This is a genomic window from Streptomyces sp. NPDC090088 (assembly GCF_044747345.1).
GTDB lineage: Bacteria > Actinomycetota > Actinomycetes > Streptomycetales > Streptomycetaceae > Streptomyces.
This window is the reverse complement of record NZ_JBIVDZ010000016.1, coordinates 1-11,684: the sequence shown is the minus strand read 5'-3', so window position 1 is coordinate 11,684 and position 11,684 is coordinate 1. Positions and strand designations below refer to the sequence as shown.

The window sequence follows — 11,684 nt, the reverse complement described above, 5'->3', positions numbered from 1 at the left end:
CGTTCTCATGAAGGAGAACACAATTCCCCTGACGCGGAACGCGACTTCTGGATCGACTTCTGACGCGCCGCCGGGCCGGCCTCCGGACGGCCTGGCCGACCGGATAGCCCGGCGCGCCCTGGCCCGGCGCGCCGACCAGTACGCCGACGAGGTGCGCGCCCTGCTCGACGCGGCACGGGCGGTGATGCGCCGCTGCGGCACCAGCGCGCGCCCGCGGGTCGCCGATATCGTGGCGGCCGCCGGACTGTCGAACGAGGCGTTCTACCGGCACTTCCGCTCGAAGGACGCCCTGGTTGCCGCGATCATGGAGGACGGCACCGAGCGCCTGTGCGGCTACATCGCCCACCAGATGGCGAAGGAGCCCACGCCGGAGGGTCAGGTGCGCCGCTGGGTCGAGGGCGTCCTGTCCCAGGCCAGGGATGCCGACACGGCCGCGACGACCCTCGCCGTCATGTGGAACGCGCAGAGCGTGGGGGAGGGGTTCCTGGCCGGCCCGCCCTCCGCCACCGGCCTCCTCGCCGACCTGCTACGTGCGCCGTACGCCCGGTTGGGGAGCGCCGCTCCCGACCTGGACGCGTCCCTCGCCGCCCACGCCACGGTCGGCCGCCTCGCCGACCATCTGTGGCGCCGGACGCCGCCGACGGACGATGATTTCGACCATCTCACCCGCTTCTGTCTGCGCACGGTCACACCCCAGGGAGGGCGTGAATGAAGGCGAGCGATCAGTTCCACGTGGGCATCGTCGTGGACGACATTCCGGCGGCGGCGGCCGAGCTGACGGCGCTGTTCGGCTACCAGTGGTGCGCGGAACTGGGCGCACCCGCCCAGGTGAGCCTGCCCGGCGGTGACACGGTGCTCGACCTGGCGTCGACGTACTCCATGTCCGTCCCCCGGCTGGAACTGGTCCGCAGCGTCCCGGGCACCCTCTGGCAGCCGGCCGCCGACTCGGGAGTCCACCACCTCGGGTACTGGTCCGACGACGTGGCCGCCGACTCCGCCGAACTGGCCCGGCGCGGCTACGCGTCCGAGGCCGTCGGCCGCCGCCCGGACGGTACCCCGTACTGGGCGTTCCACCGCGGCCCCACCGGCCCGCGCGTCGAACTCGTCACCCGCGCGCTGCAACCCGTCCTGGAGCAGTACTGGGCGACCGGCAGGAGGCCGTCATGACCGCCGCAACGGAACCCGGACGCACGACGAGTGTGGGAATCGTGACCGGAGCCGGGCGCGGCATGGGCCTGGAGTGCGCCCGGCGGCTGGCCGGGACGGTGGACCGGCTGCTGCTGGTCGACCTGGACGAGAAGACGGTGGCCGCGGCCGCGGCGGAACTCTCCACGGACGCGCGGGCGACCGTCGTCGAACCGCACACCCTGGACATCACCGACCGCGACGGCCTGGCCCGCCTCGCCGCCCGCGCGCGTGAACTCGGCACCCTCCGCGCCGTCGCCCACGCCGCCGGTATCTCACCGACCATGGCGGACTGGCGCCGCATCCTCACGGTCGACCTCGTCGGCACCGCACTGCTGGCCGAGGCCCTGCGCCCGCTCGCCACGCGCGGGACGGCGCTGGTGTGCTTCGCCTCGATGGCCGCGCTGTTCGGCGACACCGAACCCCGGCCCGCGACGGAGGAAGCCCTGGCGGACCCGCTGGACGAGCACTTCCTCGACCGCATCCGCGCCGCCGTCGGACCGGACATCGAGGACCCGGGCGTCGCCTACACCTGGGCCAAACGCGGAGTCCAGCGCCTTGTGCAACGGGAGGCCGTGCGTGTCGGACCGGCCGGGGCACGTGTCTGCTCGGTGTCGCCCGGTGTCGTCGCCACCCCGCAGGGCCGGCAGGAGGCGGAGCACCACCCGTCCATGGCCGCGCTGGTACGGCAGTCGGCGCTCGGACGCGAGGGCCGCCCCGAGGAACTCGCCGCCGTCGTCGCCTTCCTGCTGTCGGACGAGGCGTCCTTCCTCACCGGCGTCGACATCCTGGTCGACGGTGGGGTACGGGCCGGGCTGACGGCACGCTCCGGCTAGCCGTCCGCTGCCGCCGGCGGCGCGATCCCGGACACGATCACGGCGTTGGTCCGGGCCGCCGCCTGCCGCAGCGGCTTGGCCTTCTCGTAGGCGGCCGACTCGTACCAGGCCCGGGCCGCCGCCACCGACTCGAACTCCAGGACGACCGTCTGGTCGCCGTGCCACTCTCCCTCCAGCACCTGCGGGCCGGAGTCGACGGCCAGGACGGCGGCCCCGCTCTCCGCGAGGGAGAGCCCGGCGGCCCTGCCGTACGCGGCCATCGCGGCGGGATCGTCGATGGCCTCGGTGAAGATGACGTAGCCCTTGGGCATGGTGCTCCTCGTCGTCAGCTCACGGTGATGGCGTGCTCGGGGCACAGGGCGGCGGCCGAGCGGACCGCGTTCTCGTGTTCGGCGGGGACCTCGGGGGTGTCCACCACGGCGTAGCCGTCGTCGCCCAGGTCGAACACCTCCGGGCAGAGCGAGCAGCACACCCCGTGCCCGCGGCAGCGGTCGTCGTCGACGGTGACCTTCATCGGGCCGGGCTCCACTCCAGGTCGAGATGGGTGAGGCCGCGGAGGATGAAGGTCGGCACGTACTGGTAACGGCGGGCGTTAGCCGGGCCGTGCACCCGCTCGGCGATCCTGATGTCGGAGGTGCGGTCCAGCAGCCGTTCCAGGGTCACCCGGGCCTCGGCGCGGGCCAGGGGCGCGCCCGGGCAGGTGTGGGCACCGCGGCCGAACGCGAGGTGCCGGCGGACGTTCGGACGGCCGACGTCGAAGGTCTCCGGGTCCTCGAACTGGCGCGGGTCGCGGTTCGCGGCGCCGTTGACCACCATCAGCGTCGTCCCGGCCGGGACCTCCACACCGCCCACCGTCGTCGCCACCCTGGACAGCCGGAAGTCGCCCTTCACCGGGCTCTCCGCGCGCAGCGCCTCCTCGACGAAGTTCGGGATGCGTTCCCGCTCGGTGCGCAACAGCCGCTGCAGCTCCGGGCGTTCGGCGAGCACCTTGAGCGCCGAGCCGAGCAGCCGGACGGTGGTCTCCTGGCCGGCGGCGAAGAGGTTGGCCGCGACCCGGACGACGTCCATGACCTCCGGGGTCGAGCCGTCCGGGAAGGTCGCGGTCGCCAGTCCCGTGAGCACGTCCTCGCGCGGCTCCCGGCGGCGCTCCTCGATGTACGTGCTGAAGCGGCCGTAGAGGAACTCCAGCGGCGAGTGGTGCAGTGTGTCGGCCCCCGTGCTGCCCACGCCGCCCCCGTCCGGCGGACGGTTCTGGAGCCGGTCCATGAACTCCTGCCGGTCCTCCTCCGGCACGCCGAGCAGGTCGGCGATGACGAGGAGCGTGAACGGCCCGGCGAACCCGCCGATGAACTCCCCCTCGCCCGGCACGAGAAACCCTTCCAGCAGCCCGTCGGCGAGATGCCACATGGACGCCTCGTTCTCCTTGAGGCGCTTCGGCGTGATCAGCCGCATCAGCAGGGCGCGGTGGTCGGTGTGCACCGGCGGGTCCATGGTGGGCAGTTGGTCGCTCATCGGCAGCGCGTCCCGGTGCCGCTCGATCAGCCCGCTGACGTCGTCCCCCTCCAGCGGGACCGGGAACCCGGGGAACGGACCGGTGACCGAGACGCAGGAGGAGAAGGTGTCGGTGTCGTTGTAGACCTGCAGCGCCTCCTCGTACCCGGTCACCATCATCACGTCGTGATGGTTCTCCCGGTGGACGGGGCACTGCCCGCGCAGGGCGTCGAAATAGGGATAGGGATCCGCGACGAGCCTCTCGTCCCGGAAGAAGTCGATCGCCTCGAAGTCGTTCACGGTCTGTTCGGCTCCCTCTCGGCCGGCACCCTGACGATCGGGGACGGTAGCACAATTCTCCGTTTGCTGGAATGCTGAATGATGTTCAGGAGAGCGCCATTCTCATTCGTGATGAGGAGAGTTGTGGAACAGACGCGGGAGCTCGATGGGCGAGGCGGAGAACCGCGCGCCGGGAGGGTCGGGTTCGTCGGCCTCGGCAACATGGGGAGCGTGCTCGCCGGAAACCTGGTGGGTGCCGGACGTACGGTCGTGACCCATGACGCGCTGGGTGCCGGGCGTTCGCCCGAGGGTGCCGTGCATGTTCCCGAGGTGGCCGAAGTCGCCCGCCGCGTGGGCGTGTTGGTGCTGAGCCTGCCCGACGGGGCCGCGTCCGAGCAGGTCGCCCGCGAGATCCTGGCGGCGCCCGGCCGCCTCGTACGGTACGTCGTCGACACCTCCACCATCGGCCCGGCCGCCGCCCGCACCGTCGCCGGACTGCTGGCCGGGGGCGGTATCGGCTACGTCGACGCCCCCGTCTCCGGCGGGGTCGCCGGAGCCCGCGCCCGCACCCTCACCGTCATGTACGCCGGGGACGGCGACGCGTGCTCTGCCGTCGAGGGCGTGCTGGCCGGACTGAGCGACCGCCGCCGCCGGGTCGGTGACCGTCCCGGCATGGCCCAGGCCCTCAAGCTCGCCAACAACTTCCTGTCCGCGACCGCCCTCGCCGCCACCAGCGAGGCCGTCGCCTTCGGGCTGGCCGCCGGACTCGACATGGCCACGATGCTCGACGTGCTCAACGAGTCCAGCGGCCGGAGCGCGGCCACCGAGGACAAGTTCCCGGCCCACGTCCTCACCGGCCGCTACGCCGCCGGCTTCGCCAACTCCCTGATGGAGAAGGATGTACGGCTGTATCTCCGGGCGGTGGCCGAGCAGGGCGGCCCGGCCGCGATCGGGGAGGCGGCCGGCATCGTCTGGGGCCGGTTCGCCCGGGCCGAGCCGGGGGCCGATTTCACCCGGATCTTCCCCTTCGTGGACGGGTCCTGACGGAGGACCGGCCGCCGAGCCCGCCGCGGCCTCCCGCGCTCTTCCTGACAAGCGGCTGACTTGACGGCCGATCCGGAATGAGAATAGCATTCTCATTCGGAGAGACTGAGATTATCGTGAGTCCCCTCCGTACAAGCGACTGGAGGACCAGACCCCATGGCGCACTTCAAGAAGCCCGCGGCAGGCAGCTGGACCGCACACCTGAAGATCGGCACGGAGCCGGTGTCGTACGAGGACTCGATCTCCCCCGCGCACTACGAACTGGAGCGGGAGGCGATCTTCAAGCGCACCTGGCTGAACGTGGGGCGGGTCGAGCAACTCCCCAAGCGCGGCAGCTACTTCACCAAGGAGCTGGACGCGGCCGGCACCTCCGTCGTCGTGGTGCGCGGCATGGACGACGAGGTGCGCGCCTTCCACAACGTGTGCCGGCACCGCGGCAACAAGCTCGTGTGGAACGACTTCCCGCGCGAGGAGACCAGCGGGGTCTGCCGCCAGTTCACCTGCAAGTACCACGCCTGGCGCTACGACCTCGAAGGCAAGCTGTCCTTCGTCCAGCAGGAGCAGGAGTTCTTCGACCTGGACAAGTCGCAGTACGGCCTCAAGGGCGTGCGGACGGAGATCTGGGAGGGGTTCGTCTTCGTCAACCTCGACCCCGAGAACACCACCCCGCTACGGGAGTTCCTGGGCGAGTTCGCCAAGGGCATCGAGGGCTACCCGTTCCACAAGATGACCCAGGCGCACCGCTACCGCGCCGAGATCGGCGCCAACTGGAAGCTGTTCATCGACGCGTTCGCCGAGTTCTACCACGCGCCGATCCTGCACGCGGGGCAGTACGTGTCCGACGAGGCCCGCAAGATCCAGAAGTACGGGTACGAGGCCCTGCACTACGACATCGACGGCCCGCACAGCATGGTCTCCTCCTGGGGCGGCATCGCCCCGCCGCACGACCGCACGATGGTCAAGCCCATCGAAGGAGCCCTGCGCAGCGGCCTGTTCGGACCCTGGGAGGCCCCGGACATCGGCCTGAGCACCGAGCAGCTGCCGCCGGCCGTCAACCCCACCCGGGACCCGCGCTGGGGCATGGACTCGTTCGTCTTCTTCCCCAACTTCATGCTGCTGATCTGGCGGCCGAACTGGGTGCTGACGTACCACTACTGGCCGACCTCGTACAACACGCACATCTTCGAGGCGACCTGCTACTTCGTCCCGCCCGAGAACGCCTTCCAGCGCCTGCAGCAGGAGCTGGCCGTCGTCTCCTTCAAGGAGTACGGCCTGCAGGACGGCAACACCCTGGAGGCGACCCAGACCATGCTCGAATCGCGTGCGGTGCGGGAGTTCCCCCTCAACGACCAGGAGGTCCTGCTCCGCCATCTGCACGGCACCGCCCGGCAGTACGTCCGCGAGTACCAGCAGCGCACCTCCGGCGCCCCGGCCGCGAACTGACCCGAGGAGACCGAACCATGGCCACCGTCTTTCCCTCCGAGTTCGCCGCGCTGGAGCCCTTCGCCGACTGGGCCGTCCCCACCGAGAAGGCCCGTTACGCCAAGCGGATCGCCAGCACCATGGACGAACTGGACACCTTCTACAACGCGGCGTTCCCGCTCCTCGCGTCCGGCACGGAATACCTGCAGAACATCTCCATGGCGGACATCTCCGACGCGGACAAGCACCTGCTGTGGCTGTTCTGCGCCCTGGTGACCGTCGCCTTCTCGGTGGAGGCCTGGCGGCAGCCCCGGGTGCCCGACACGGGCCCGGCGAGCATCGACGCCGTCGTCGAACCGGCGGTGTGAGCGCCGTGCGAGCCCACCGCGCCGCGGGAGGTGCCTGATGCCCCGCCCACGCGCCCCGCAGCCCCCGGTCCGGCTGCGTGCCGCCCGCATGCTCGACATCGACAAGGGTGAACTCGTCGAGCCGGGCGACCTGCTGATCGAGGGCGAGCACATCACCGCCGTCGCCCCGACGGCCGTCCCGCCCGACACCGTCGAACTGGACCTGGGCGACGTCACGCTCCTGCCCGGCCTGATGGACATGGAGGTCAACCTGCTCCTCGGCGGGCCCGACCACCGCAGCCCCCTCAACCCCGTCCAGGACGATCCCGCCGTCCGCACCCTGCGCGCGGTCGCCAACGCCCGCCGCACCCTGCGGGCCGGCTTCACGACCGTACGCAACCTCGGTCTGTTCGTGCAGACCGGTGGCCTGCTGCTTGACGTGGCGCTGAAGAAGGCCATCGACCTGGGCTGGATCGAGGGACCGCGGGTCGTGCCGGCCGGGCACGCGATCACGCCGACCGGCGGGCACCTCGACCCCACCATGTTCCAGGCACTGGCGCCGCACATCATGCCCCTGACGACCGAGGAGGGCATCGCGAACGGGGTCGACGAGGTGCGCAAGGCGGTCCGCTACCAGATCAAGCACGGGGCGCGGGTCATCAAGGTGTGCGCCTCCAACGGTGTCATGTCACATACCGGCCCGGCCGGCGCCCAGCAGTACTCCGACGAGGAACTGCGCGCCATCGCCGACGAGGCACACCGGGCCGGGCTCAAGGTGGCCGCGCACTGCATGGGCGACCGGGCGATCCGGGCCGCGCTGGACGCGGGCATCGACTGCGTCGAACACGGCTTCCTGGCCGGCGACGAGACCCTCGACCTGATGGTGGAGCGCGGCACCTTCCTGGTCGCCACCACCTACATTGCCGACGGCATGGACGTCTCCAAGGCCGCGCCCGAACTCCAGGCCAAGGCCGCCGACGTCTTCCCCCGCGCCAAGGCGACGACCAGACGGGCCATCGAACGCGGTGTCCGGGTCGCCTGCGGCACCGACGCCCCGGCGATCCCGCACGGCCGCAACGCCCGCGAACTCCTCGCCCTCGTCGACCGCGGCATGACCCCGCTGGCCGCACTCAGGGCCGCGACGACCGTCGCCGCGGAACTGATCGACGCCGACGACCGCGGCCGCCTCGAACCCGGCCTGCTCGCCGACATCGTCGCCGTCCCCGGCGACCCGCTGACCGACATCGGGGTGACCGAGGACGTGCGGTTCGTGATGAAGGGCGGACAGGTGTACCGGAACGAGACCGCCGACCACTGACAGGCCGGGGGGACGGGGGGACGGAAGGGCGGCGACTCCGACCGGAGCCGCCGCCCTTCCGCATGGCGTACGGGGTTCAGACCTTCCGCGTGATGCCCCCGTCGACCCGCACGATCGCCCCGGTCGTGAAGCTGGACGCGGCACTGGCGAAGTGCAGTGCCAGGGGCGCCACGTCGGCCGGCACACCGAGCCGGCCCAGCGGCACGAACGAGGTGTCGAAGTCCTCGGCCGCCCAGGCCCGGTGGGCGTCGGTGAGCACCGGCCCGGGGAGAATGGCGTTGACGCGCACTTTCGGGGCGTACGCCTCCGCGAGCCCCACCGTGAGCGCGTTGAGACCGGCCTTGGCGCAGGCGTAGGGCAGTTCGTGGACGCTCGCCATCAGCGACCCGGCCGTACCGATGTTGACGATCGAGCCGCCGCCGTGGTCCGCCATGTGCGTCGCCGCGAGGACCGCCAGCCGGAACGGCCCCTTCAGGTTCACGGCGAGGGTCTTGTCGTACAGCTCCTCGCCGACCGCGTCGAGACTCTCGTACGGGGGTGACATCCCGGCGTTGTTGACGAGCACGTCCAGCCCGCCCAGCCGCTCCACGGACTCCGCCACGAGCCGCTCGCAGTCGTCCCAGCGGCCGACATGGCAGGCGATCCCGACGGCCCGCCGCCCGGTCGACGCCCGCACCTCCTCGGCGACCGCCCGGCACACCTCACCCTTCCGGGAGGCGACCACCACATCGGCGCCGGCCTCCGCCAGCGTCTGCACGATGGCCCGCCCGATCCCGCGCGAACCGCCGGTGACCACCGCCACCTTGCCCGTCAGGTCGTGCAGCTCAGCGAACGACGTCACGGCGTCAGCCCTTCCGTATCAGTGTCAGCAGCTCGCGCCGCAGCAGTTTTCCGGTCGGTGTGTACGGCAACTCCTCGCGGAAGACGACCACATCGGGCGTCCTGGACCCGCGCAGCCGGGCACGCACCCAGGCCCGCAGCCCCTCGGCGTCGACTTCCGAGCCCTCGTGGACGACGACGAAGGCCGCGATCCGCTCGCCCCACTCCTCGTCCGGCACGCCGACGACCGCCGCCTCGCGCACGGCCTCGTGGCCCAGCAGGACGTCCTCCACCTCGGCCGGAGCGATGTTCTCACCGCCCCGGATGATCGTGTCGTCGGCGCGTCCCACGACGAACAGATAACCGTCGTCGTCGAAGCGGGCGAGATCCCGGGTGCGGAACCAGCCCTCCGCGTCCAGCAGCGCGGCGGCCCCCTTGTACTCCCCGGACACCTGCGGGCCACGCACCCACAGCTCGCCCGGCACCCCGGAGGGCAGCACGGCCCCGGCCGTGTCCCGGATCTGCGCCTCCACGCCCGGCACCATGCGGCCCGCCGAACGCAGCCGGGCGCGCACCTCGACGTCGTCGGAGGCCAGCGCCGCGCGATGGTCGTCGGGGCTCAGCAGCGCGATGGTGGAACTGGTCTCGGTCAGCCCGTAGGCATTGGTGAAACCCGTGGCCGGGAAGGCCCGCAGCGCCGCCTCCAGCACCGTGTGCGGCATGCGGGCACCGCCGTAGGCCAGCGCGCGCAGCGTCGGCACCTCGGCCGGACGGCCGTCCAGATGCTCGACGACCCGGGCCAGCATGGTCGGCACCACCATCGCGGAGGTGACGCCCTCGGAACGGACCAGCTCCAGCCAGCCGCCCGGCTCGAAGGCGCCGAGGTGCACCATGCGGCGACCGGCGTACAGGCTGCTCAGCACCGAGCCGACGCCCGCGACGTGGTACGGCGGGACCGAGGCCAGGACGGTGTCGTCCGGGGCGGCGGAGGCGAACTCCACGGTCTGCAGGACATAACTGGTCAGATGCCGGTGCCGGAGCACGGCCGCCTTGGGCGCGGCGGTGGTCCCGCTGGTGAACAGCAGCACGGCCGGGTCGTCCGCCGCCCCCTCCAGACCCTCGGCCGGCTCGGCGGCCCGCCCTTCCGCCAGCAGGTCCCCGGGGGTGCGCACCGACAGCCCGGCCCCGGCGAACGCACCCGCGAGGGACTCGTCCGCCACCACCAGCGGACGGTCGGTGTGATCGAGCAGACCGGTCAACGCGTCCGCGGAGAGGCGGTAGTTGACGGGCACCAGCGGCACGCCCGCCAGCGCGGCACCGAACAACAGCACGGGAAAGTCCGGCCCGTTGACCCCGGCGAACACCACTTCCCGCGCCCCCGACCGATGGACGACAGCCGCCACTCCACCGGCCACGCGCCGAAGCTCCGCACAGGTCATACCCGAGCCGCGCGTCCCGACCGCCACCCGGTCCGGATCGCCCGCCACGGCCATGTCGAGCAGCATCGCGATGTTCACGGCCCACCCTTTCTTCCGCTCCCCGACTGCGAACGATATTCTACGTATAGGGAAACCTCATTCTCCATAGTTGTGCAGGGTTGCGCTCCAGGGGGCCACGTGGATTTCGAGCTGACCGAGCAGCAGGAGGACATCCGTACGGGCGTCCGTGAGCTGGCCGCCTCCTTCGGCCCCGAGTACTGGGCCGGGCAGGACGAACGGGCCGAGTTCCCCTGGAGCTTCTACGACGCCTTCGCCAAGGCCGGCTGGCTCGGGATCGCCGTCCCCGAGGAGTACGGCGGCGGCGGACTCGGCGTCCTGGAGGCCTCACTCCTGCTGGAGGAGGTGGCCGCCTCGGGGGCCGGCATGAACGGCTGCAGCACCATGCACCTGACCATCTTCGGCCTCAACGTCCTGGCCCGGCACGGCAGCGAGCAACTCCGCCGCGAAGTCCTTCCGCACGCCGCCACCGGAGACCTGCACGTCTGCTTCGGCGTCACCGAACCCGACGCCGGCACCGACACCACCAGCATCTCCACCCTCGCCCGCCGCGACGGCGACCATTACGTCATCGACGGCCGCAAGATCTGGATCACCAAGGCGGGCGACAGCCAGAAGATGGTGCTCCTCGCCCGTACGACCCCGCGCGACCAGGTCGACAAGCCCACCAAGGGCATCTCGGTCTTCCTGGTCGACGTCGACCGTACGGCGATGGACATCCGGCCGATCCCCAAGATGGGCCGCAACGCCGTCGCCTCCAACGAGATCTTCATCGACGGCCTGCGGGTCCCGGCGAGCGCCCGGATCGGCGAGGAGGGCGAGGGCTTCCGCTACCTCCTCGACGGCCTCAACCCCGAGCGCATCCTGCTCGCCCACGAGGCCCTGGGCCTGGGCCGGGCGGCCCTGGACGCGGCCACCCGGTACGCGAAGGACCGGATCGTCTTCGGCCGCCCCATCGGCCAGAACCAGGGCATCGCCTTCCCGCTCGCCGAAGCCCTGACCCGCCTCGACGCCGCCCGTCTGATGGCCCGCAACGCCGCTTGGCGCTACGACCGGGGGCTGGAGTGCGGCCGTGAGGCCAACATGGCCAAGTTCCTGTGCGCCGACGCCGGATTCCAGGCCGCCGACCGGGCGGTGCAGACGCTGGGCGGTATGGGGTACGCCCGCGAGTACCACGTCGAGCGGTACTTCCGTGAGTCACGGCTGCTGCGGCTCGCGCCGATCAGCCAGGAGATGGTGCTCAACTACGTCTCCCAGCACGTGCTGGGACTGCCCAGGTCGTACTGACCAAGGCAGTCCCGAACCGCAGAACTTCCTTAACCCTTGCGGGTGTTGATCGCCTCGGTGAGCTGGGGGACGACGTCGAAGAGGTCGCCGACCACGCCGAAGTCGACCAGCTCGAAGATCGGGGCCTCGGCGTCCTTGTTGACGGCCACGATGGTCTTGG

The 11,684-nt window shown here is 71.4% G+C and carries 13 protein-coding genes and 1 pseudogene; 8 read left to right on the top strand and 6 right to left on the bottom strand.

The genetic code is table 11. The annotated features are described in order from the left end of the window. Positions 1 to 7 precede the first annotated feature (7 nt). The 3 genes from ACIPSJ_RS50110 to ACIPSJ_RS50100 are packed head-to-tail and all read left to right on the top strand — an operon-like array spanning position 8 to position 2,021. Positions 8 to 712, top strand: coding sequence for a TetR/AcrR family transcriptional regulator (locus ACIPSJ_RS50110; protein ID WP_359223844.1), 705 nt, complete (start codon positions 8 to 10; stop codon positions 710 to 712). Beyond that, positions 709 to 1,167, top strand: coding sequence for a VOC family protein (locus ACIPSJ_RS50105; RefSeq protein WP_359223846.1), 459 nt, complete (start codon positions 709 to 711; stop codon positions 1,165 to 1,167). The genes ACIPSJ_RS50110 and ACIPSJ_RS50105 overlap by 4 nt, the downstream gene beginning before the upstream one ends. Further along, positions 1,164 to 2,021, top strand: a complete 858-nt coding sequence (locus tag ACIPSJ_RS50100) for an SDR family oxidoreductase (RefSeq protein ID WP_359223848.1) — start codon at positions 1,164 to 1,166, stop codon at positions 2,019 to 2,021. Before ACIPSJ_RS50105 ends, ACIPSJ_RS50100 begins: the two co-directional genes overlap by 4 nt. Here ACIPSJ_RS50100 and ACIPSJ_RS50095 read toward each other — a convergent pair. The 3 genes from ACIPSJ_RS50095 to ACIPSJ_RS50085 are packed head-to-tail and all read right to left on the bottom strand — an operon-like array spanning position 2,018 to position 3,812. Next, positions 2,018 to 2,332 (bottom strand): DUF1330 domain-containing protein, encoded by a 315-nt coding sequence (locus tag ACIPSJ_RS50095; protein WP_359223850.1) that lies wholly within the window; start codon positions 2,330 to 2,332, stop codon positions 2,018 to 2,020. The two genes, ACIPSJ_RS50100 and ACIPSJ_RS50095, sit on opposite strands and share 4 nt — an antisense overlap. Before the next feature lie 14 nt (positions 2,333 to 2,346). Further along, positions 2,347 to 2,535, bottom strand: a complete 189-nt coding sequence (locus ACIPSJ_RS50090) for a ferredoxin (RefSeq protein WP_359223852.1) — start codon at positions 2,533 to 2,535, stop codon at positions 2,347 to 2,349. Further along, positions 2,532 to 3,812: a cytochrome P450 gene (locus ACIPSJ_RS50085; protein ID WP_401356791.1), complete on the bottom strand. Its 1,281-nt coding sequence runs from the start codon at positions 3,810 to 3,812 to the stop codon at positions 2,532 to 2,534. The genes ACIPSJ_RS50090 and ACIPSJ_RS50085 overlap by 4 nt, the downstream gene beginning before the upstream one ends. A gap of 78 nt (positions 3,813 to 3,890) precedes the next feature. On the opposite strand from ACIPSJ_RS50085, the gene ACIPSJ_RS50080 reads away from it, so the two are divergent. The 4 genes from ACIPSJ_RS50080 (at position 3,891) to ACIPSJ_RS50065 (ending at position 7,922) form a co-directional block, all read left to right on the top strand. Continuing rightward, entirely contained in the window at positions 3,891 to 4,835 is a 945-nt protein-coding gene (locus ACIPSJ_RS50080; RefSeq protein WP_401356789.1) for an NAD(P)-dependent oxidoreductase, read from the top strand. A 156-nt stretch (positions 4,836 to 4,991) separates the two neighbouring features. After that, positions 4,992 to 6,278 carry an aromatic ring-hydroxylating dioxygenase subunit alpha gene (locus tag ACIPSJ_RS50075; protein ID WP_401356786.1) on the top strand — a complete coding sequence of 429 codons (1,287 nt, stop codon included), beginning with the start codon at positions 4,992 to 4,994 and terminating at the stop codon, positions 6,276 to 6,278. A 17-nt stretch (positions 6,279 to 6,295) separates the two neighbouring features. Beyond that, positions 6,296 to 6,625: a hypothetical protein gene (locus ACIPSJ_RS50070; RefSeq protein ID WP_359223859.1), complete on the top strand. Its 330-nt coding sequence runs from the start codon at positions 6,296 to 6,298 to the stop codon at positions 6,623 to 6,625. A 37-nt stretch (positions 6,626 to 6,662) separates the two neighbouring features. Next, complete coding sequence (locus ACIPSJ_RS50065) at positions 6,663 to 7,922, top strand: amidohydrolase family protein (protein ID WP_401356783.1); 1,260 nt, start codon at positions 6,663 to 6,665, stop codon at positions 7,920 to 7,922. A gap of 76 nt (positions 7,923 to 7,998) precedes the next feature. Here the strand turns inward: ACIPSJ_RS50065 and ACIPSJ_RS50060 are convergent, their stop codons facing one another. Both ACIPSJ_RS50060 and ACIPSJ_RS50055 read right to left on the bottom strand, forming a co-directional pair. Then, positions 7,999 to 8,763 carry a glucose 1-dehydrogenase gene (locus ACIPSJ_RS50060; protein WP_359223863.1) on the bottom strand — a complete coding sequence of 255 codons (765 nt, stop codon included), beginning with the start codon at positions 8,761 to 8,763 and terminating at the stop codon, positions 7,999 to 8,001. 4 nt (positions 8,764 to 8,767) lie between these two features. Further along, a complete protein-coding gene (locus ACIPSJ_RS50055; RefSeq protein ID WP_401356780.1) occupies positions 8,768 to 10,258 on the bottom strand; it encodes a class I adenylate-forming enzyme family protein in 1,491 nt (496 codons plus the stop codon). 99 nt (positions 10,259 to 10,357) lie between these two features. Between ACIPSJ_RS50055 and ACIPSJ_RS50050 the strand changes: the two genes are divergently transcribed. After that, positions 10,358 to 11,524: an acyl-CoA dehydrogenase family protein gene (locus tag ACIPSJ_RS50050; protein ID WP_359223867.1), complete on the top strand. Its 1,167-nt coding sequence runs from the start codon at positions 10,358 to 10,360 to the stop codon at positions 11,522 to 11,524. A 29-nt stretch (positions 11,525 to 11,553) separates the two neighbouring features. On the opposite strand, the pseudogene ACIPSJ_RS50045 reads toward ACIPSJ_RS50050, so the two are convergent. Next, positions 11,554 to 11,684: pseudogene (locus tag ACIPSJ_RS50045) on the bottom strand (electron transfer flavoprotein subunit alpha/FixB family protein); the annotation flags it as partial.